Source organism: Ruegeria sp. BHSC223, from assembly GCF_059613025.1.
Genome location: NZ_JBXWRR010000007.1, coordinates 113,176 through 134,196, shown reverse-complemented (window position 1 = coordinate 134,196; position 21,021 = coordinate 113,176). Strand labels below are relative to the sequence as shown.

The following is a 21,021-nucleotide window of genomic DNA, read 5'->3' as shown; positions in this document are numbered from 1 at the left end:
TCTTGCAGAATTCCGGGTCTCACCCGGTGCGCATGGCGCGCGCCATCTCTGCCGCTTCGGCGATCACATCCATGTCGAGCCCGGTCTGGTAGCCCAGCCGCTCCAGATGCGCGGCAACCGCCTCGGTCGCCACATTGCCCGCCGCGCCCGGCGCATAGGGACACCCGCCCAAGCCGCCCACGGCAGCATCGAAGACCCGCACGCCCAGCGCCAGCGAGGCGTCGATATTGGCCAGCGCCCGGCCCTCCGTATCGTGGTAATGCCCCGCCAGCCGCGAGACCGGCACCCGCTCGCGCACTGCCAGCAGCATGCGCGCGATCTTGTCCGGGGTCGCCTGCCCGATCGTGTCGCCCAGCGAGATCTCGTAGCAGCCCAGCGAGAACAGCCGGTCAGCCACTTCGGCCACCTTCTCGGGCGCCACCGCGCCATCATAGGGGCAGTCGGTCACGCAAGAGACGTAGCCCCGCACCGGCAGATCGATATGGCGCGCGGCCTCCAGGATCGGCTCGAACCGCGCGATGCTCTCTTCGATGGTGGCGTTGATATTGGCCTTGGAAAAGCCCTCGGACGCCGAAGCAAAGACCGCAATCTCGTCTGCACGCGCCGCCAGCGCATCCTCGTAGCCGCGCATGTTCGGGGTCAGCGCCGCATAGCGCACCCCCTCGACCCGGGTGATCCCGGCCAGCACCTCGGCAGACCCGGCCATCTGCGGCACCCATTTGGGCGAGACAAAGCTGGCCACCTCGATCCGGCGGAACCCGGCCCGGCTGAGGCAATCGACCAGCGCCACCTTCTCGGCCACCGGTATCTCGCGTTTCTCGTTCTGAAGCCCGTCGCGCGGCCCCATCTCGAAGATTTCGACCCAATCGCCCATCGCCGCACTCCTGTCCCGTTGCGCTCAGTTCACCTGCCCCACCGCCGCATGTCCGCGGCGGCGCGTCAAGCCTCTTCCTCTTCCAGACGCACCAGCGCGGCACCGGCCTCGACCTGGGCGCCGGCCTCGGCCAGAACCTCGGCCACCACCCCGTCACGGGCGGCCAGCAGCGAATGCTCCATCTTCATCGCCTCCAGGATGGCGAGGCGGTCGCCCTCCTTCACCGACTGACCGGCGCTGGCAAAGACCGCCTTGACCAGACCCGGCATCGGAGCCAGCACCACGTTTGTATCGCCACCCGCGCTGCTGTCGCGATCAAGCGGGTCGATGATGTCAAAGGGCAGACCATAGCCGTCGAACACGGTGGCCACGCCCCCCGCGACCGAGACATCGGGCATCGCCCGCCCGCCGATGCGCCAGCGCCCGTCGCGCCGTTCGGCCACCACCTGATCCGCGCCGATCTGCCAGAGCTGGCGGTCACGTCCCTCGACCTGCACATCGACGGCAATCTCCTCGCCCTGCCAGCCAAGCGTGATCGCCCGGTGCAGCGGCGCCCAGAGGGTAAAGCCCTGCTCGGCCTGATCCTCGTCCAGTCCCAGCACCGCCATGGCGGCGGCGGCCACATGGCGCGGCTCGGGCGCGGGGGCCGCGACCAGCGCGTCGATATCGCGGCCAATGAGGCCGGTATCCACGTCACCGGCGGCAAAGCCCGCATGCCGGGTCAGCGCACCAAGGAAGGCCAGATTGGTGACGGTGCCGCCCACCTGTGTCCCCGCCAGCGCCCGGTCGAGCCGTGACAGCGCCACCGCGCGGGTCGGGCCGTGCACGATGACCTTCGAGATCATCGGATCGTACCAGGGGCTGATGGTGTCGCCCGCACGCACGCCGCTATCGGCGCGGCAGCCTTCGGGAAAGGCCAGATGGCTGAGCGTGCCGGTGGCGGGCAGAAAGCCCTTGGGCACATCCTCGGCATAGAGCCGCGCCTCGAAGGCATGGCCGGTGATGCTCAGATCCTCCTGCCGGGCGGGCAGGCTCTCACCCGATGCGACGCGCAGCTGCCATTCCACCAGATCGACGCCGGTGATCGCCTCGGTCACAGGATGTTCGACCTGCAGGCGCGTGTTCATCTCCATGAACCAGAACCGGTCGGCGCGCAGCCCTTCGGAGGCGTCGACGATGAATTCCACGGTCCCCGCGCCCTTGTAGCCGATGGCCTCGGCGGCACGCACGCCCGCCTGCCCCATCGCGGCGCGCATCTCCTCGGTCATGCCGGGCGCGGGCGCTTCTTCGATCACCTTCTGGTGGCGACGTTGCAGCGAGCAGTCGCGTTCGAACAGATGCACCGCATGGGTGCCGTCGCCGAATACCTGCACCTCGATATGACGCGGCTTGGACACGAATTTCTCGACCAGCACCGCGTCATTGCCAAAGGCGGTCTTGGCCTCCCCTCGGGCGCTGTCGAGCGCGGCGGCGAAATCCTGTGGCCGCTCGACCAGGCGCATGCCCTTGCCGCCGCCGCCCGCGACCGCCTTGATCAGCACCGGATAGCCGATGGTATCGGCGGCCCCCGCCAGATGTTCGGGATCCTGGTTGTCGCCGTGATAGCCGGGCACCACAGGCACGCCCGCCTCGTGCATCAGCGCCTTGGCGGCGTCCTTGAGGCCCATGGCCCGGATCGCGCTGGCCGAGGGACCGATAAAGGTCAGGCCCGCCGCCTCGACCGCATCCACGAAATCGGGGTTCTCGGACAGGAAGCCATAGCCGGGATGAATGGCCTGCGCACCGGTTTCCAGCGCGGCGGCAATGATCACTTCACCCTTGAGGTAGCTGTCGGCGGGAGCCGGACCGCCGATATGCACCGCCTCGTCCGCCATCGCCACATGTTTGGCGCCGGCATCGGCATCGGAATAGACCGCAACACAGGCGACGCCCATGCGCTGCGCAGTTTCCATCACGCGGCAGGCGATCTCGCCGCGATTGGCAATCAGGATCTTGTCGAACATGGGGTCGGTCCTTTTGACTCAAGGGTCGGTTCGGGGGCGCTGCCCGTCGCCATTGGGGGCACCCCCAATGGCGCGGCACTGGCGCCCCCGGAATATTTTCTGCGAAACGAGGATCACATGCGGAACACGCCGAACCGCGTGTCCTCGATCGGTGCGTTGAGCGCGGCGCTGAGCGACAGGGCCAGCACATCGCGGCTCTTGCGGGGGTCGATGATGCCGTCATCCCAAAGCCGGGCGCTGGCATAAAGCGGGTGCGACTGGCGCTCGAACATCTCGAGCGTCGGGCGCTTGAACTCGGCCTCTTCCTCGGCCGACCAGCTGCCGCCCTGCCGTTCGATCCCGTCGCGCTTGACGGTGGCCAGAACGCCCGCCGCCTGTTCGCCGCCCATCACCGAGATGCGGCTGTTGGGCCAGGTCCACAGGAACCGCGGCTGATAGGCGCGGCCCGCCATGCCATAGTTGCCAGCGCCAAACGAGCCACCCACCAGCATGGTGATCTTGGGCACGGCTGTCGTGGCGACCGCCGTCACCATCTTGGCACCATGGCGCGCGATGCCTTCGTTTTCGTATTTGCGGCCCACCATGAAACCGGTGATGTTCTGCAGGAACACCAGCGGGATCTTGCGCTGGCTGCACAGTTCCACGAAATGCGCCGCCTTCTGCGCCGCCTCGCTGAAGATCACGCCATTGTTGGCGATGATGCCGATCGGGCAGCCCTTGAGATGGGCAAAGCCGCAGACGATGGTCTCGCCAAAGCGCGGCTTGAACTCGTCAAAGCGCGAGCCGTCGACCAGCCGCGCGATCACCTCGCGGATGTCATAGGGGGTTTTCAGATCGGCGGGCACCACGCCCAGGATTTCCTCGGGGTCGTATGCCGGTTCCTCGGGGCTGGCCCAGTCCACCGTCAGCGGCTTGCGGCGGTTGAGCGAGCGCACCGCGCGGCGCGCCAGCGCCAGCGCGTGGGCGTCATCCTCGGCCAGGTAATCGGCCACGCCCGACAGGCGGGTGTGCACGTCACCGCCGCCGAGGTCTTCGGCGCTGACAACCTCGCCCGTCGCGGCCTTGACCAGCGGCGGACCGGCCAGAAAGATGGTGCCCTGTTCCTTGACGATGATGGTGACGTCGGACATGGCGGGAACATAGGCGCCACCTGCGGTGCAGGATCCCATGACGACCGCGATCTGCGGGATGCCCTTGGCGCTCATCCGCGCCTGATTATAGAAGATGCGGCCAAAGTGGTCGCGATCCGGGAACACCTCGTCCTGGTTGGGCAGGTTGGCGCCGCCACTATCCACCAGATAGATGCAGGGCAGGTTGTTTTCCTCGGCGATCTCCTGCGCGCGCAGGTGCTTCTTGACCGTCATCGGGTAATAGGTGCCGCCCTTTACCGTGGCATCGTTGCAGACCACCATGACCTCCTGCCCCTCGACCCGGCCGATCCCGGCGACGACACCGGCAGCGGGGGCCGCGTTATCATACATGTCATGGGCTGCGGTGGCGCCGATTTCCAGGAAGGGAGAGCCCGCGTCGAGCAGGTTGGCCACCCGGCGGCGCGGCAGCATCTTGCCCCGGCTTTCATGGCGCGCTCGCGATTTTTCACCGCCGCCCAGACGCGCGGCCTCGGCCGCCGCCCCGATCTGCGCCAGCGCCTCCAGATGCGCGGCGCGGTTCGCCTTGAAGCCCTCGGAGGCGGGCATGGCCTTGGATGTGAGTTTCATGGATTGGCCTCCAGTTCTGCCGCTGCGCGGCGCTTCAATTCCTTGCGGATCACTTTGCCTGTCACCGTCATCGGCAGCGCGTCCAGAAACGCCACCTCGCGGGGATAGGAATATTGGGCGAGCCGGTCCTTGACCCAGGCCTGCAGTTCTTCGGCGCTGGCCCGGGCGCCCGGTTTCAGCACCACATAGGCCTTGACGATCTCGGTTCTGAGCGGGTCGGGCTTGCCGACCACGCCTACGGTTGCGACGGACGGGTGGGTCAACAGGCAATCCTCGATCTCGGCCGGGCCGATGCGGTAGCCGGCCGAGGTGATCACGTCATCCTCGCGCCCCACGAAACGGAGGTACTCGCCCTCCCACACGCCCCGGTCACCGGTCACCAGCCAGTCGCCCCGGAACTTCTCGGCGGTGGCGGCCGGGTTGCGCCAGTATTCCAGCAGCATCGAGGCAGAGCCGCGCCGCACGGCGACATCGCCCTCTTCTGTCGTGGGCTGACCCGCATCGTCGATCACCGCCACCTCGTGCCCCGGCACCGGCTTGCCGATACAGCCCGGACGCACCGGGAAATCGGCGGCGCAGGACGACACGGTCATGTTGCATTCGGTCTGGCCGTAGAATTCGTTGATCGTCAGGCCAAAGGCGCCCTCGCCCCAGGCCAGCATCTCGGCCCCCAGCGGCTCGCCGCCCGAGGCGACCGAACGCAGGCCGGGAATGGCCTGATCCGCCGCTTTCAGCATCCTGAGCGCGGTGGGCGGAAAGAACACGTTCCGGACCCCGCCGCGCGCGATCACATCGGCGCAGGCCCCTGCGCTGAACTTGTCGAGCCGCGCGGCCACCACCGGAATGCCCAGCGCCAGCCCCGGCATCAGCACGTCGAACAGGCCACCGATCCAGGCCCAGTCGGCAGGCGTCCACAGGCAATCGTCCGGGCGCAGGTGATTGTGGCTGATCGAGACGCCCGGCAGGTGCCCGGTCAGCACCCGGTGACCATGCAGCGCCCCCTTGGCCCGGCCGGTGGTGCCCGAGGTATAGATCAGCACCGCCGGATCCTCAGGCCTTGTATCGGCTTGCGGCACCGGTTCGCCGGGCACCCCGATCTCGGCCGCCATCAGCGGGGTCGCCAGATCGCCCAGCAGGGCGGCGCCCTCGGCATCGGTCAACACCAGCCGGGCACCGGAATCCTCCAGCCTGCTGCGCAATGCGTCCTGCTGAAACAGCTTGAACAGCGGCACCGAAATGGCGCCGATATGCCAGAGCGCCAGATGCGCCGCGGCGCACCAGGGCGATTGGCTGAGCAGCACGCCGACCCGGTCCCCCGGCGCCACGCGCCGCATCAGCGCCCGCGCCAGCCCCTGCACCATTTCGCTCAGGTCGCCATGAGTAATGTCGCGCCGCGCGGGTCCGGTCAGGTCGATGATCGCCAGCGCATCGGCAGGTTGCGACAGGCATTGGCGCGCCATGTTCAGACGCGCGGGCAGGTCCCAGCCGCCATCAGGGCGCAACCCCGGTATGCGCGCCGCGAATGTCATTGGACGCGACCCCCGGAAACCCCTTGAACAAAAGGGGCTATAAAGGTGTTTTGTAAATAAATATAATTCGTTACGCGGCGGAAGATAAACAAATTTTGATCCAGATCAGGGAATTCGCATCTGTCCGGGCGCAGAAACGGGTCGTCAACTAAACCAAAGGTACCCACATGACACGTATCGCTGCTGCCTTGGCGCTTTCCACAGCTCTCGTCACCCTTGCCGGACCACTCGCGGCCCAATCTCAGGGCGATTGGACCGTTGGTGTCGGTGTGGGCTATGTGAACCCAAAATCCAACAACGGCACCCTGGCCGGTGGCGCGGCCACGGTGGATGACAACACCCAGGGGATCTTTACCGTCGAATACTTCATCCGTGACAATCTGGGCATCGAACTGCTGGCCGCGACACCGTTCAAGCATGACGTCTCGATCAGCGGGATCGGCTACGCCGGGACTGTCAAACACCTTCCGCCCACCTTGTCGCTGAACTATCACTTCCCGACCAACTCGGCCTGGAAGCCCTATCTGGGTATCGGCGTGAACTATACCACCTTCTTCGAGGAAAGCTCGCCGCTGGGCACGCTCAAGCTGGATGACAGTTTCGGTGTCGCCGTCAACGCGGGCCTCGACTATCAGATCAGCGACCGCGGCGCTCTGCGTCTGAACGCGCGCTGGATCAACATCGAAACCGACGCCACCCTGAACGGTGCCGCCATCGGCACGGCCGAGATCGACCCGCTGGTGATCGGCGTCCAGTACGTGCATCGGTTCTGATCCCTCCTCGGCAAGACAGGCGGCCCGCAAGTTCCCTCGGCTTGCGGGCCGTTTGCGTTTTCAGAGCACCGTGTTCATCAGCTCGCGGCCGATCAGCATGCGGCGGATCTCCGAGGTGCCGGCGCCGATCTCCATCAGCTTGGCATCGCGGAAGATGCGGCTGACCGCGCTGTCGGACAGGAACCCGGCACCGCCCATCGCCTGCACCGCCTGATGCGCCTGCACCATCGCCTGTTCGCTGGCATAAAGACAGCAGGCGGCGGCGTCTTGACGGGTCACGTCGCCCCGGTCACAGGCCTTGGCGACCTCATAGATATAGGCGCGGGCCGAATTCATCGCCGTGTACATGTCGGCGATCTTGCCCTGCATCAGCTGGAAGGTTCCGATCGGTTTGCCGAACTGCTTGCGCTCGGCCATATAGGGCATGATCTCGTCCAGGCAGGCGGCCATGATGCCGGTGCCGATGCCCGCAAGCACCACGCGTTCATAATCGAGGCCCGACATCAGAACGGCAACGCCGCGCCCCTCCTGGCCCAGCACGTTTTCAAACGGCACTTCGACATCCTCGAACACCAACTCGGCCGTGTTCGAGCCGCGCATGCCCAGCTTGTCGAAATGCTTGGAGGTCGAGAAACCCTTCATCGACTTTTCGATCAGGAAGGCGGTGATGCCCTTGCTGCCCGCCTCGGGGTCGGTCTTGGCATAGACCACCAGCGTATCGGCGTCGGGGCCGTTGGTGATCCAGTACTTGTTGCCGTTCAGGCGATAGTGGTCGTTGCGCTTTTCGGCGCGCAGCTTCATCGACACCACGTCTGATCCGGCGCCCGCCTCGGACATGGCCAGCGCGCCCACATGCTTGCCCGAGACCAGGCCCGGCAGGTATTTGCGCTTTTGCTCGTCATTGCCGTTCAGCTTGATCTGGTTGACGCAGAGGTTGGAATGCGCGCCGTAGCTGAGGCTGACCGAGGCGCTGGCGCGCGCGATCTCTTCGACCGCCACCACATGCGCCAGATAGGACATGCCGGCGCCGCCGAACTCCTCGGGCACGGTGATGCCCAAGAGGCCCAGATCGCCCATCTCGCGCCACAGCTCGTTGGGAAACTCGTTGGTCTGGTCGATCTCGGCGGCCATCGGGCGAACCCGCTCCTGCGCCCAGCGATGCACCATATCGCGCAGCGCGTTCACATCCTCGCCCAGATCGAATTGCATGGTAGCTGCGAACATCGCGCTCTCCTCTCCGCATTAATGAACAACTGTTCAATAAAGGCGATACCAGCGTTTTCCTCATCCGTCAACGATTCCTGCATATGAAGCATGACGGCAAAGGCGCCGTCCCTTGCGGAACGGCGCCTTTGCGGCTTTGCGGCGTTTCGCGATGTCAGGACTGGTGGACCGCCCCCACCTCGGCCCGGATGATGCGCGCGATCAGATCGCAATCCTCGAGGCTGAAGGTCAGCGGCACCCGCATGTCGACGATCCCGGCCAGCACCCTATCGCTGGCAGGCATCGGCGCGCTCTCGGCATAGCGCCAGCTGTCATAGCGTGAGGTAAAGCCCACAGGTTCAGGCGTGCCGAACCATTTCAGCTCGACCCCCCGCGCCGCGCAGCGGCGCAGCACCTCCTGCACCTTGTCCGCCGCCCAGTCGAGCAGCAGGAACTGGATGGACGAGCCGACATAGGTCTCGGCCTCGGGCCGCTCGATCACCGTGAGGCCCGGCGTGCCGCGCAAGCCCGCCTCGATGCGCTGATAGCGTTCGTTCCAGCGCGTCACCTGTGTGTCCAGCGCGCGCAGCTGCGGCCGCAGGATCGCGGCGCGCAGATTGTCCATCCGGCCCGAGATATTGGGGGTGTGATACTTGATCCGCTCGAACACCTCAGGCCCCGGCGCCGCCAGGTGGCGTTCATAGAGCATGTAGGAGCCCGACAGCATCACCGCCCGCGCCGCGATCTCCTCGTCATCGGTGACCAGCAGCCCGCCCTCGCCCGAGTTCACATGCTTGTAGGTCTGGCAGGAGTAACAGCCGACCGCGCCCTGACGGCCCGAGGGCACGCCGTTCCACGCCGCGCCCATCGTATGGGCGCAATCCTCGATCACGATAATCCCGGCGTCGTCGCAGATCTGCATCAGCCGGTCCATGTCGCACAGATGCCCGCGCATATGGCTCAGCATCAGCACCCGCGCCGTGCCCGCCTTGGCCTCCAGATCATCCAGGTCGATGGTCAGGCTTTCGGTCACCCCCACAAACACCGGCCGCGCCCCCACCGAGGCGATGGCGCCGGGCACCGGTGCCAGCGTAAAGGCGTTGGTCAGCACCGCATCGCCGGGCCCCACCCCCACAGCGCGCAACGCGGTGGCCATCGCATAGCCGCCCGAGGCCACCGCCAGACAATAGCGCGCGCCGGTCTGGGCGGCGAATTCCTGCTCCAGCAGGGCGGTCTCGCCCAACTCGCCCTTGGCCAGATTGTACCGGTGCAACCGGCCATGACGCAGCACCGCCAGTGCCGCCTCGATCGCCTCGTCCGGAATGGGTTCCTGCTGGGTGAAACTACCCGAGAATGTCTCTGTCATGACTGGTATCTGAGGCGGCGCCCGACAGGTGGTCAAGAGCCGAGATGCAGTTTTGCAAAGGCCAAATCGGGTTTTATCCGATCAGCCGGGTCACCACCTGCGGCAGGTCCTCGAACCGGTCCAGCAGCGCCTCGGGTTCCAGCGCCGCCATATCGGCCCCCGAAGGGCCGAAGGTGACAAGGATCGAGGGCACGCCAGCGGCGCGCGCGGTGTTGCGGTCGGTATCGCTGTCACCCACCAGGACGCAGGCCGCCGGATCGCCCCCCGCCGCCCGCGCGGCGGCGCGCAGCGGTTCGGGGTCGGGCTTGCGCACCGGCAGCGTATCGGCGCCGATCAGCGCGGCAAAGACGTCGCGTACCCCCAGCCGTTGCAAAAGCAGGTCGGCCAGCGCCTCGGGCTTGTTGGTGCAGATGCCGACGCCGTAGCCCAGACCGCGCAGGTCCTCGACCGCCTCCATCGCGCCGGGATAGAGGAAACTGTGATGGTCGATCGCGCCGCGATAGGCCTCCAGCAGCACCGGGTAATAGCGGTCAACCGTCGCCGCATCATAAGCGCCCGCGCGCTCCAGCCCGCGCGTCAGCATCATCCGCCCGCCCCGCAGTGCGATGCCTGCATCCTGCCCCGGCACCAGCACATCGCCCAGCCCCATGTCACGGAAACAGTGATTGGCCGCGGCCAGCAGGTCGCCCGAGGTATCGGCCAGCGTTCCGTCCAGATCGAAGATCACCGTGCGCATCGCGCCCCTTTCCGGGCGATGTTGCGCCCCTGCCTGTCTCTGCCCGTCCGCACAATCGCTTGCGCCCGTGCCCCCAGCGGATAAAACGGGCGCAAGCAAAACGAAAGAGAAAACGCATCATGAGCACCGCACTGGTCATTCTCGCCGCTGGCAAGGGAACCCGGATGAACTCCGAGCTGCCCAAGGTTCTGCACCCGATCGCCCAGGTGCCGATGCTGGTGCATGCGATGCGCGCCGGCGCCGTGCTGGAGCCTGAGCGCACCGTAATCGTGGCAGGCCATGGTGCCGAAGCCGTGCGCGCCGCCGCTCTGGACGAGGATGAGGGCGCAACGGTCGTCCTGCAAGAGGAACAGCTGGGCACCGCCCATGCCGTCGATCAGGCGCGTGCAGCGCTGGAGGGGTTCGCGGGCGATGTGGTCGTGCTCTATGGCGACACGCCCTTTCTGCAACCCGACACGCTGGAGCGGATGCTGGCCGCCCGCAAGACCCACGACCTGGTCATCCTCGGGTTCGAGGCCGCCGACCCCGCCCGGTATGGTCGCCTCGTGATGCAGGGCGACAGCCTGGAACGGATCGTCGAGTTCAAGGATGCCACCGAAACCGAGCGCGCGATCCGCTTCTGCAACTCGGGCCTTTTGGCCTGCAACGCGGAAACCCTGTTCGGCCTCATCGCGGCGGTGGGCAATGACAATGCCTCGGGCGAGTATTACCTGACCGACGTGGTCGAGATCGCGCGCAAACAGGGGCTGGCCGTGACCGCGGTGGCCTGTGACGAGGCGCAGACGTTGGGCGTCAACTCGCGCGCCGATCTGGCAGCGGCAGACGCGATCTTTCAGGAGCGCGCCCGGGCCGAGTTGCTGGATCTGGGCGTCACCCTAATGGCGCCGGACACCGTTTATCTTGCCGCCGATACGGTGATCGGACGCGACACGGTGATCGAGCCCAACGTGGTGTTCGGCCCCGGCGTCTCGGTGGAAAGCGGTGCCACCATCCGCGCATTCTCGCATCTCGAGGGCTGCCATGTCAGCCAGGGCGCGGTGGTCGGCCCCTATGCCCGCCTGCGCCCCGGTGCCGAACTGGCCGAAAATGCCCGCATCGGCAATTTCGTCGAGATCAAGAATGCCGAGATCGGCGAAGGTGCCAAGGTCAACCACCTGACCTATATCGGCGATGCCAGCATCGGCGCGAACAGCAATATCGGCGCCGGGACCATCACCTGCAATTATGACGGCGTGATGAAGCACCGCACCACCATCGGCGCCAATGTCTTTATCGGCTCGAACACGATGCTGGTGGCGCCGGTCACCTTGGGCGACGGTGCGATGACCGCGACCGGCACCGTGGTGACCCGCGATGTCGAACCCGACGCGCTGGCCGTTGCCCGCACCAAGCAGGAGAACAAGCCCGACCGCGCGCGCAAGCTGTTTGACATGCTGCGCGCCAAGAAGGCCCGCAAGCAGAAAGACACCTGACGCGCCTCTGCCTGCGACAGGTTCACGACAACCGGCGCCCGCGCCGGTTGTCACTACCCCGCCCGTGGAGGACGCCATGCTCAGCCCCTATCTCGACCAGATCCGCGACCATGCCGACACCGAACGCGCCGCCGAGATGGCCGCCTATCACAAGGCTCCGCGCGTCTATCTGGGGGTCGCCAACCCGGTGCTGAACGATCTGAGCCGGGCCTGGCGGCAACAGTTGGCTGTTCCCGACCGGGTGGCGCTGGCCAAGGCGCTTTGGCAGACCGATATCCACGAGGCGCGGGTGGCCGCCGCCAAGCTTTTGACCCAGGCCCGCATCCGCCCTGACGACGCGGTCTGGGACCTGCTGCTGTCGTGGCTGCCCGATTTCGATGCCTGGGCAATTGCCGATCATGCGGCGATGGCGATGCAGAAACGGCTGGTGGCCGATCCGGCGCGGCTGGACCAGGTCGAAGACTGGACCCGCTCGGACCACATGTGGACCCGGCGCGCCGCGCTGGTGACCACCCTGCCCTGGGCCAAGATGAGCAACCCCAAACCCGCCGATACCGCCGCGCGCGACCGCATCCTGGGCTGGGCGGCGGATTATGTGCCCGACCGCGACTGGTTCATCCAGAAATCGGTGGCCTGGTGGCTGCGCGACCATTCCAAGCACGATCCCGAAGCGGTGCGCGCCTTTCTGGCCGAACACGGCCCCGCCATGAAGGCATTTGCCCGCAAGGAGGCGGGCAAATACCTGAAAGCTCAGTTGGAATAGACGTCGAGTTCCACCAGCTCGTCGATCGGCGCCAGCAGCGCCCGCATCGCCTCAAGTGACAGGCGGCTGCCGCTGCCCGGATCGCCGCCGCCAGGAATCAGGGTGACATGGGCGATGGCGCCCGTCTTGCGCACCACTACGCGGCCATTGCGCTCCTGTTCGACTAGCGCGGTCTCCATCCAGCGCCCCGGAATCGTGGGATCGCCCAGACCGGCCACGGTCTGGCGCGCGCCCTCCCATCCGGGAAGGATGTCGGCAGGTGGCGCGGCCGTTTCGGCCTCGGGCGTTGCGGCCTCGGCGGCCTCTTCGGGCGCGGTTTCGGCCTGCGGCGCGGCGGTGGTTTCCGGGGCCTTGTCGCCCCCGAACAGCTTGTCGGTGGTGGTGCGCACGCGGTCACAGCCCGCCAGCGCCACGAGGGAAATCAGAACCAGGTATCTCATGGCCCGACCCTAGCGCCAGAGAGCGGGCCTGCGCCAGCCCAAACCCACATCGCCCTTGCCGCTGGCAGCGACCCGCTTTACCTATGTCGCCATGACAGCTCCGCTTATCGACCCGTTCCAGCGCGCCATCACCTATCTGCGCGTCTCCGTCACAGACCGCTGCGATTTCCGCTGCGTCTATTGCATGTCGGAAAGCATGACCTTTCTGCCGAAGAAAGAGCTGCTGACGCTGGAAGAGCTGGACCGCATGTGCTCGACCTTTGTCCGCATGGGAGTGGAGAAGCTGCGCATCACCGGTGGCGAGCCGCTGGTGCGTCGCGACATCATGACCTTTTTCAACCGCATGACACGGCATCTGGACAGCGGCGCGCTGAAAGAACTGACGCTGACCACCAATGGCTCGCAGCTGGAACGCTTTGCCGATCAGCTTTATGCCGCAGGCGTGCGCCGGGTGAATGTCTCGCTTGATACGCTGGACGATCAGAAATTCGCCGACATCACCCGCTGGGGCCGCCTGCCGCAGGTGCTGCGCGGCATCGACGCGGCCCAGCGCGCGGGCCTCAGGATCAAGATCAACGCGGTCGCGCTCAAGGGCTTCAACGAGGAAGAACTGCCGCGCATCACCGAATGGTGCGCCGAACGCGGCATGGACCTGACCTGGATCGAGGTCATGCCGATGGGCGATATCGGCAACGAGAACCGTCTTGGCCAATTCTGGTCGCTCAAGGACGTGCGCGCGGAGTATGAAAACCACTACCGTGTCACCGACCTGTCCGAACGCACCGGTGGCCCGGCGCGCTATGTGCGGCTGGAGGAGACCGGGCAAAAGATCGGCTTCATCACCCCGCTCAGCCATAATTTCTGCGAAAGCTGCAACCGGGTGCGCCTGACCTGCACCGGCGAGCTGTATATGTGCCTCGGACAAGAGGACATGGCCGACCTGCGCAAGCCCCTTCGCGACCATCCGGGCAGCGAGGAACCGCTGGAGCAGGCGATCCGTGCCGCTATCGGGCTGAAACCCAAGGGCCATGATTTCGACTATTCCCGCCAGCAGGTCGACGGCAGGATGTCCCGGCACATGAGCCACACGGGCGGCTGACCGTGTCCGGCCCCGGCCTGTCGCCGACCCCGCTCTATCATCTTTATCGCGCGGCCTCGTCGGTGCTGGTTCCGTTTGCGTGGCGCGCGGTCCGCAAAAAGCTGCGCCGCGCCGATGTACCGCTGGAGCGCCAGCACGAACGTCTGGGCCACGCGAGCCTGCCACGCCCTGCCGGGCGGCTCGTTTGGTTCCATGCCGCCAGCGTCGGCGAGAGCCTGTCGGTGCTGCGCCTGATCACCCGCATGGGCGAGCGGCTGCCGAACCTCGAGTTCCTGATCACCTCGGGTACGCCCACCTCGGCCGATCTGATCGCGCGGCGGATGCCGCCGCGCTGCCGTCACCAGTTCGCCCCGCTCGACGGGCCCGGCCCGGTGGCGCGCTTCTATCGCCACTGGCGCCCCGACGCGGCGGTGTTTGTCGAAAGCGAGTTCTGGCCGCGCATGATCGTCGAGGGCGCGCGCGCCGGAGTGCCGCTGGCCCTCTTGAATGCCCGCCTGTCGGAGAAATCGGTGCGCGGCTGGCAACGGTTCCCCTCGACTGCGCGCTTTCTCCTCGATCGCTTTCGCCTGTTCCTGACCCAGAACCGGCAGACCGCCGACAACCTGATCGCCATGGGCGCCGACCCGGCGCGGGTCACGCCCGGCACCAACCTCAAGGCTATGGCCGGGCCGCTGCCGGTCGATGCCGCCCTGCTGGCAGAGATGCGTGCCGCCATCGGTCCCCGCCCGATCTGGGTCGCCAGTTCCACCCATCCGGGCGAGGAAGAGGTGGTGCTGGAAGCGCATCGCCAATTGCTGGCCGACCACCCTGACCTGTTGCTCTTGCTGATCCCGCGCCACCCCGAGCGCGGCACTGAAGTGTCGACGCTGATAACAGGTGCCGGACTCACATCCGCCCGCCGCAGCATCGGCGAGAGCATCACCCCCGGCACGCAGGTCTATCTGGCCGACACGCTGGGCGAGACCGGCACCTGGTACGCGCTTTGCCCGCTGGTCTTTCTCGGCGGCTCCCTGCGCGAGATCGGCGGCCACAACCCGTTCGAACCGGCCCAGGCAGGCGCGGCGGTGATTACCGGGCCGGGCTATTTCAACTTTGCCGAAACCTTTCAGCCATTGATTGCGAGCGGTGGCGCCATAGAGGTAACAGGCGCCGCTCCGCTGGCCCGCGCCGTCCGCCGCTGGCTGGACGATACAGAGGCGTTTGACACCGCCCGCACCCAGGCGCGCGCACTGGTCGCCGCGCAGGAAACCGCGCTTGAGGGGGTCATCGACACCCTGACAACCCGGCTGGGACTGGATTGATGCCCGATCTCTTCGTCACCAATTTCAACCGCAACTTCACCGGCGTCTCGGCCACGGCGGCGAATGTGATCCGCCAGCAGGTCGCGACGCACGATCTGGCGCTGGTGGGCCATGCCCTGCCCGGCTGCCCCACACCGATCAGCGCCCGCGCCGCCCGCGCGCTGTCACGCACGCCACCCCCGGGCAAGCCCTTTGCCATCTGGCACGTGCGCCGCAACCCCGAGATGCAGACCGCGATCTGGGCGCGCGATGTGCTGCGCCTGCCGATCCGTATCGTCTTTACCTCGGCCGCGATCCGGCGGCATTCGGCCTTTCCGCGCTGGCTGATCAACCGCATGGACGCGGTGGTGGCCACATCCGACGCGGCGGCAAGCTTTGTCCCGCATGTGCGCGCGGTGGTGCCCCATGGCGTCGATACAGATCGCTTCACCCCCGCCCCCGACCGCCCCGCCGCCTGGGCGGCGCAGGGCTATGGCGGCACATTCGGCATTGCCACCATCGGTCGGGTGCGCCTGGAAAAGGGCACCGATCTCTTTGTCGAGGCGATGCTGCGCCTCTTGCCCGAGATGCCGGGCGCGGTGGCGCTGGTGGTGGGACGCGCCACCAAAGAGCACCAGAAATTCGCCCTGACCCTCAAGGACAAGGTGCAGCGCGCCGGCATGATCGACCGCATTCGTTTCATCGACGAGGTTGCGCCGGACCGCCTGCCGGACCTGATGCGCGCCCTGTCGCTGGTGGTGCAACTGCCCCGCTACGAGGGCTATGGCATGGTCCCGCTCGAGGCGATGGCCTCGGGCGTGCCCTTTGTCGGCTCGGACACCGGCTTCTTTCGCGAGTTCTCGGCCCAGGGCCGCACCGGGCGGGTGGTGCCGCTGGAAAATCCGAGCCAAGGGGCCGAGGTTGCCCGTGCGCTGCTGGTTGACGAGGATATCCACGGTGCCGCCGCCCTTGCCGCCCGTGAGATCGCGGTCGAGAGTTTCAGCGCCGCGCGCGAGGCCGCGGGGATCGAGGAAGTCTATCAACAGCTCTGGTCGCAGGCTGCCCCCAAGGCCTGACCCGGCCAGATGCGCAAACCGGAGGCAGGACGGCCGAATTCAAGCCCCGTTTACACAGGTGCCTGCGTGAAAAAATTGACTAATCGGTAAAATAATGCTCCGCTTCCTGAAAAAAGCAGGAGAGGATCATGAAGAACACATCAATCACGCGCAGGGTCATGCTTGCTGCGGCAGTCGCAGCTTCGGCCCTGATGACGGCGGGGGCTGCCGCCGCCGAAAAGGTCAAGGTCGCGGCCATCTACACGCTGCCGGTCGAACAGCAATGGATCAGCCGCATTCACAAGGCGTTGAACACCGCCGCCGACCGCGGCGATATCGACTATACCTTCTCGGAGAATGTCGCAAATACCGATTATGAAAGGGTAATGCGCGAATATGCCGAACAGGGTGCACAACTGATCGTGGGCGAGGTGTTCGGTCTGGAACGCGCCGCACGCAAGGTGGCCAAGGACTATCCCGACACCGCCTTTCTGATGGGATCGTCCTTCGGGCCGGTGGCGCCGAATTTCTCGGTCTTCGACAACTGGATCCACGAACCCAGCTATCTGACCGGCATGGTGGCCGGTGCCGCCACCGAATCGAACGTGATCGGCATGGTCGGCGGCTATGCCATCCCCGAGGTGAACCGGCTGATGCATGCGTTCATGGACGGCGCGCGCTCGGTCAACCCCGATGTCAAGTTCATCGTCAATTTCATCGACAGCTGGTATGACCCGCCCAAGGCCAAGGAAAGCGCCTTTGCGATGATGGATGCGGGCGCGGACGTGATGTATGCCGAACGCTTTGGCGTCTCTGACGCCGCGGTCGAGCGCGGCGTCAAGGCGGTCGGCAACGTGATCGACACCTCGGGCGATTATCCCGGCACCATCGTCGCCTCGGCGCTGTGGCACATGGAGGCCACCATCGACAAGGCGATCGAGAATGTCGCGGGTGGCAGTTTCGAGGCCGCCGATTATGGCCAGTACAGTTTCATGGCCTATGGCGGGGGTTCGCTGGTGATGGACGAGACCCTGGTCGCACCGGAAACGGTCACGGCGGTCAAGGCCAAGGAAGCCGAGATTCTGGACGGTCTGTTCCGTGTCAACGTGAACGACGACCGCCCGGTCTCGGACAACTGATGAAAGCGGGGCTGGCGGGGTGACCGCCAGCCCGTTTCCCCATGACGGATAGAACGGTTCTCAGGCTGAACGGGCTCAGCAAGCGCTTTGGCCCGGTGGTGGCCAATGACGATGTCAGCCTGTCGCTGGCGCGCGGCGAGGTGCTGGCGCTGCTGGGCGAAAACGGCGCGGGCAAGACCACGCTGATGAACATGCTGTTCGGGCATTACCTGCCCGACGCGGGAACGGTCGAGGTGGCGGACGAGGCCGGGCATCTTGCGCCCCTGCCGCTGGGCCATCCGCAGGCGGCGCTGGCCGCCGGCGTGGGCATGGTGCACCAGCATTTCACCCTGGCCGAGAACCTCAATGCGCTGGACAATATCACGCTGGGCGCTGAACCGCTGCGCGCGATCCGCCGCGACCGGCGTGGCGCGCGGACACGGATCGAGGCGATCATGGCCCATAGCGGGCTCAAGGCCCCGCTGAACGTGCCGGTGGGCCGCCTTTCCGTGGGCGAGCGGCAGAGGGTCGAGATCCTCAAGGCGCTCTACCGCGACGCCCGCATTCTGGTGCTGGACGAACCCACCGCGGTGCTGACCCCGCAAGAGGCCGATACGCTGTTTGCCAGCATCAAGGCGATGACGACCGAGGGCCTGTCGGTGATCTTCATCTCGCACAAGCTGCGCGAGGTGCTGGCCTTTTCCGACCGGATCGCGGTGCTGCGCCATGGGCGCAAGGTGGGAGAAATGGCCACATCCGAGGCCGACGAGGCGGCGATTGCCCGGATGATGGTGGGCGCCGACACCCCCCGCATCGCCCGCAGCGCCATGGCGCCGGGTGCCCCGGTTCTGCATTTGCAGGGGGTTTCGGTCGCGGGCCGGTCCCAGCGCGACAGCCTGAAACAGGCCGATCTGACGGTACATGCCCATGAGATCCTTGGCGTTGCGGGTATCTCGGGCAACGGGCAAAGCGCGCTGGCCAACGTGATCTCGGGCCTTTCCGTCCCCACCGCCGGGCATATCCGGGTGGATGGGAGCGAGGTCCCCCGCCCCTCTCCCGCCAGGATGGTGCGCGCCGGTGTCGGGCGCATCCCCGAGGACCGCCATCACGAGGGCATCGTCGGCGCCATGAGCGTGGCCGAGAACATGGTGATCGAGAGGCTGGACGACCCGCAGGTGCAATCGCGCGGGCTGCTCCGGCGCGAGGCGATCGCGACCCATGCCGAGGAACTGGCCCGTGCCTATGACGTGCGCGGTCCGGGCGTGACGGCACCTGCGCGGCTGCTTTCGGGCGGCAATATCCAGAAACTGATCCTGGCGCGGGTGTTCGAACGCTCGCCCCGCCTGATCCTGGCCAACCAGCCGACACGCGGTCTGGACATGGGGGCGGCGGCCGAGGTCGGGCGGCGCCTGCTCGAGGCCCGCGAACGCGGCGCCGGGATCGTGCTCATCTCGGAGGATCTGGACGAGATCCTGGGCCTGGCCGACCGGGTCGTGGTGATCCGCGACGGCCAGATTGTCGAGACCGGCAGCCATGACCGCGAGCGGATTGGATTGATGATGGCAGGAGAGGCGGCATGATCCGGATTGAACCGCGCCAACACAGGTCGCGCACCATGGACCTGGGCATTCCGGTGCTTTCGGCCGTGATCGCGCTGGCCTTTGCCGCCATTCCGCTGATGGCGGCGGGCGCCAACCCGATCACGGCCTATGGCGAGATGGTCAAGGGCGTCTTTGGCTCGGTCTTTGCCCTGTCCGAGATGCTGACCCGCGCGACACCGCTGATCTTTACCGGGCTGGCCGCCGCGCTGGCCTTTCGCGCCAAGCTCTGGAACATCGGGGCCGAGGGGCAGCTTTACCTTGGCGCCATGGCGGCGGTGGCGGTCGGCGCCGGCTGGCTCGACCTGCCGGGGCTGGTGCTGGTGCCGCTGATCGTGATCCTTGGTGCTGCGGCCGGGGCGGCGGGCATGGCGGTGCCGACCTACCTGAAATCGCGCTTTGGCGCCGACGAGGTGGTGACCACGCTTCTGTTGAACTTCATCATCCTGATTTTCCTGCAAATGATGCTCGAAGGACCGCTCAAGGATCCAATGGGGCTGGGCTGGCCGCAATCGGCGCCGATCCTCGACCAGGGCATGCTGCCGCCACTGATGGACCGGATGCGGGTGCATTCCGGACTGATCCTGGCGCTGGTTCTGGCCGCGGTGGCGCAGTTCATGCTGGCGCGCTCGGTCTGGGGGTTCCGGCTGCGCGCGGTGGGCGAGAACGCCGCCGCCGCCCGCCATGCCGGGATCAACGTCAACCGTTCGCTGTTTGGCGTGGCGATCATCTCGGGCGGGCTGGCCGGGCTGGCGGGTGTCAGCGAGGTCGCGGGCCTCAAGGGTTATCTGACCGCCGACCTGTCGCCCGGTTTCGGCTATACCGGCATCGTGGTGGCCATGCTGGCGGGCCTGTCGCCGGTGGGGGTGGTCATCGCCGCCCTGTTCATCGCCTCGGTCTTTGTCGGAGCTGACAGCATGAGCCGGGCGATGGGAGTATCGTCCTTTCTGGCCGATCTGGTGGTGTCGATGTCGCTGCTCTGCGTTCTGGTGGGCGGCTTCATCGCCCGCTACCGGATCATCCGCTCGGGCACGGGAAGGGCCGCGTCATGATGGACATCTTGAACATCCTGCTCAGCGAAAGCTTCTGGGCCGCAAGCCTGCGGATTGCGACCCCGCTGATATTCGGCGTGCTGGGCGCACTGATCTGTGAACGCGCGGGCGTGCTGAACCTTGGTATCGAGGGGATATTCGTGGTCGGCGCCATGTGCGGCTGGATGGCGGTCTGGCTGGGCGCGGGCCTGTGGGGCGGCGTGCTGGTGGCGGCGCTGGCGGGGGCCTTCTTTGGCCTGCTGCACGCGATCCTGACCGTGCCGCTGGGCCTGTCGCAACATGTCTCGGGCCTTGGCATCACCCTGTTTGCCACCTCGGTCAGTTATTTCACCTATCGCACCGCGCTGCCCAATGTCTCGTCCCCGCCCCGGATCGAGCCGTTTCAGCCGCTGGACCTGCCGGTGCTGTCCGATCTGCCCTTCCTCGGGCCGGTCCTGTTTCAGCAGACGGCGCTGACCTGGCTGGCACTGATGATGGTTGGGCTGGTCTGGTATGTGCTGAACCGCACCGCGCTGGGGGTGGCCATTCAGGCGGTGGGCGACAATCCCGACAGTGTCGATGCGCAGGGCCTGTCGGTCTATGGGCTGCGGATCGGCGCCATCGTGGCGGGGTCGGCGCTGATGGCGCTTGGCGGCGCCTTCCTGACGATGAGCGCGTTTGACGCCTTCTTTTTCGGCATGGTCAACGGACGCGGCTGGGTCTGTATCGCGCTGGTGATCTTTGCCAGCTGGCGACCGGGCAAGGCGCTGTTCGGGGCGCTGTTGTTTGGCGCCTTCGATGCGCTTCAGGTCCGTTTGCAGACCGAGATGGGTGCGCTGGTGCCGGGACAGGTGTTCCTGATGGCGCCCTATATCCTGTCCATCATGGCCCTTGTCATCGCCGCGCGCTCTGCCGACTATCCGCGCGCATTGCTGCACCCCTGGTTCAAGGGCCAACGATAGG

General features: G+C 66.5%; 18 protein-coding genes. 10 read left to right on the top strand and 8 right to left on the bottom strand.

Annotation, left to right across the window (positions count from 1 at the left end; translation table 11 throughout):
* Positions 1 to 19: 19 nt before the first annotated feature.
* From AC2FNY_RS13065 to AC2FNY_RS13050, 4 genes are all read right to left on the bottom strand, one after another.
* The gene (locus AC2FNY_RS13065) at positions 20 to 874 is read right to left on the bottom strand and encodes a hydroxymethylglutaryl-CoA lyase (RefSeq protein WP_496802728.1); all 855 of its coding nucleotides are present in this window, start codon (positions 872 to 874) and stop codon (positions 20 to 22) included.
* Positions 875 to 939: 65 nt separating this feature from the next.
* A complete protein-coding gene (locus AC2FNY_RS13060; RefSeq protein ID WP_496802727.1) occupies positions 940 to 2,877 on the bottom strand; it encodes an acetyl/propionyl/methylcrotonyl-CoA carboxylase subunit alpha in 1,938 nt (645 codons plus the stop codon).
* A gap of 113 nt (positions 2,878 to 2,990) precedes the next feature.
* Positions 2,991 to 4,595, bottom strand: a complete 1,605-nt coding sequence (locus tag AC2FNY_RS13055; protein WP_496802726.1) for a carboxyl transferase domain-containing protein — start codon at positions 4,593 to 4,595, stop codon at positions 2,991 to 2,993.
* Positions 4,592 to 6,124 carry an AMP-binding protein gene (locus AC2FNY_RS13050; protein WP_496802725.1) on the bottom strand — a complete coding sequence of 511 codons (1,533 nt, stop codon included), beginning with the start codon at positions 6,122 to 6,124 and terminating at the stop codon, positions 4,592 to 4,594. The genes AC2FNY_RS13055 and AC2FNY_RS13050 overlap by 4 nt, the downstream gene beginning before the upstream one ends.
* Positions 6,125 to 6,291: 167 nt before the next feature.
* Here AC2FNY_RS13050 and AC2FNY_RS13045 point away from each other — a divergent pair, with 167 nt between their 5' ends.
* The gene (locus AC2FNY_RS13045) at positions 6,292 to 6,897 is read left to right on the top strand and encodes an OmpW/AlkL family protein (RefSeq protein ID WP_234138959.1); all 606 of its coding nucleotides are present in this window, start codon (positions 6,292 to 6,294) and stop codon (positions 6,895 to 6,897) included.
* A gap of 60 nt (positions 6,898 to 6,957) precedes the next feature.
* Here AC2FNY_RS13045 and AC2FNY_RS13040 read toward each other — a convergent pair whose 3' ends face one another.
* The 3 genes from AC2FNY_RS13040 to AC2FNY_RS13030 all read right to left on the bottom strand — a co-directional run bounded on the left by AC2FNY_RS13040 (position 6,958) and on the right by AC2FNY_RS13030 (position 10,202).
* Positions 6,958 to 8,121: an isovaleryl-CoA dehydrogenase gene (locus AC2FNY_RS13040; RefSeq protein WP_496802724.1), complete on the bottom strand. Its 1,164-nt coding sequence runs from the start codon at positions 8,119 to 8,121 to the stop codon at positions 6,958 to 6,960.
* A gap of 154 nt (positions 8,122 to 8,275) precedes the next feature.
* Entirely contained in the window at positions 8,276 to 9,466 is a 1,191-nt protein-coding gene (locus AC2FNY_RS13035; protein WP_496802723.1) for a DegT/DnrJ/EryC1/StrS family aminotransferase, read from the bottom strand.
* Positions 9,467 to 9,539: 73 nt separating this feature from the next.
* Positions 9,540 to 10,202, bottom strand: a complete 663-nt coding sequence (locus tag AC2FNY_RS13030) for an HAD-IA family hydrolase (RefSeq protein ID WP_496802722.1) — start codon at positions 10,200 to 10,202, stop codon at positions 9,540 to 9,542.
* 119 nt (positions 10,203 to 10,321) lie between these two features.
* On the opposite strand from AC2FNY_RS13030, the gene glmU reads away from it, so the two are divergent.
* Both glmU and AC2FNY_RS13020 read left to right on the top strand, forming a co-directional pair.
* The gene (glmU, locus tag AC2FNY_RS13025) at positions 10,322 to 11,674 is read left to right on the top strand and encodes a bifunctional UDP-N-acetylglucosamine diphosphorylase/glucosamine-1-phosphate N-acetyltransferase GlmU (protein ID WP_496802721.1); all 1,353 of its coding nucleotides are present in this window, start codon (positions 10,322 to 10,324) and stop codon (positions 11,672 to 11,674) included.
* A 76-nt stretch (positions 11,675 to 11,750) separates the two neighbouring features.
* The gene (locus AC2FNY_RS13020; protein WP_496802720.1) at positions 11,751 to 12,437 is read left to right on the top strand and encodes a DNA alkylation repair protein; all 687 of its coding nucleotides are present in this window, start codon (positions 11,751 to 11,753) and stop codon (positions 12,435 to 12,437) included.
* Here the strand turns inward: AC2FNY_RS13020 and AC2FNY_RS13015 are convergent.
* The gene (locus AC2FNY_RS13015; RefSeq protein WP_238904408.1) at positions 12,425 to 12,877 is read right to left on the bottom strand and encodes a hypothetical protein; all 453 of its coding nucleotides are present in this window, start codon (positions 12,875 to 12,877) and stop codon (positions 12,425 to 12,427) included. The genes AC2FNY_RS13020 and AC2FNY_RS13015 overlap by 13 nt on opposite strands.
* A 91-nt stretch (positions 12,878 to 12,968) precedes the next feature.
* Between AC2FNY_RS13015 and moaA the strand changes: the two genes are divergently transcribed.
* The 7 genes from moaA to AC2FNY_RS12980 all read left to right on the top strand — a co-directional run bounded on the left by moaA (position 12,969) and on the right by AC2FNY_RS12980 (position 21,020).
* Positions 12,969 to 13,976: a GTP 3',8-cyclase MoaA gene (gene moaA, locus AC2FNY_RS13010; RefSeq protein ID WP_496802719.1), complete on the top strand. Its 1,008-nt coding sequence runs from the start codon at positions 12,969 to 12,971 to the stop codon at positions 13,974 to 13,976.
* A 2-nt stretch (positions 13,977 to 13,978) separates the two neighbouring features.
* On the top strand, positions 13,979 to 15,277 hold the full coding sequence (locus AC2FNY_RS13005; protein WP_496802718.1) for a 3-deoxy-D-manno-octulosonic acid transferase: 1,299 nt from the start codon (positions 13,979 to 13,981) through the stop codon (positions 15,275 to 15,277).
* Positions 15,277 to 16,332 carry a glycosyltransferase family 4 protein gene (locus AC2FNY_RS13000; RefSeq protein WP_496802717.1) on the top strand — a complete coding sequence of 352 codons (1,056 nt, stop codon included), beginning with the start codon at positions 15,277 to 15,279 and terminating at the stop codon, positions 16,330 to 16,332. The genes AC2FNY_RS13005 and AC2FNY_RS13000 overlap by 1 nt, the downstream gene beginning before the upstream one ends.
* Positions 16,333 to 16,460: 128 nt before the next feature.
* Entirely contained in the window at positions 16,461 to 17,450 is a 990-nt protein-coding gene (locus tag AC2FNY_RS12995) for a BMP family protein (RefSeq protein WP_234138949.1), read from the top strand.
* A 41-nt stretch (positions 17,451 to 17,491) separates the two neighbouring features.
* Complete coding sequence (locus AC2FNY_RS12990; protein ID WP_496802716.1) at positions 17,492 to 19,009, top strand: ABC transporter ATP-binding protein; 1,518 nt, start codon at positions 17,492 to 17,494, stop codon at positions 19,007 to 19,009.
* On the top strand, positions 19,009 to 20,079 hold the full coding sequence (locus tag AC2FNY_RS12985) for an ABC transporter permease (protein WP_430539560.1): 1,071 nt from the start codon (positions 19,009 to 19,011) through the stop codon (positions 20,077 to 20,079). The genes AC2FNY_RS12990 and AC2FNY_RS12985 overlap by 1 nt, the downstream gene beginning before the upstream one ends.
* Positions 20,079 to 21,020: an ABC transporter permease gene (locus tag AC2FNY_RS12980; RefSeq protein WP_496802765.1), complete on the top strand. Its 942-nt coding sequence runs from the start codon at positions 20,079 to 20,081 to the stop codon at positions 21,018 to 21,020. The genes AC2FNY_RS12985 and AC2FNY_RS12980 overlap by 1 nt, the downstream gene beginning before the upstream one ends.
* The last annotated feature ends 1 nt before the right edge of the window (position 21,021 follow it).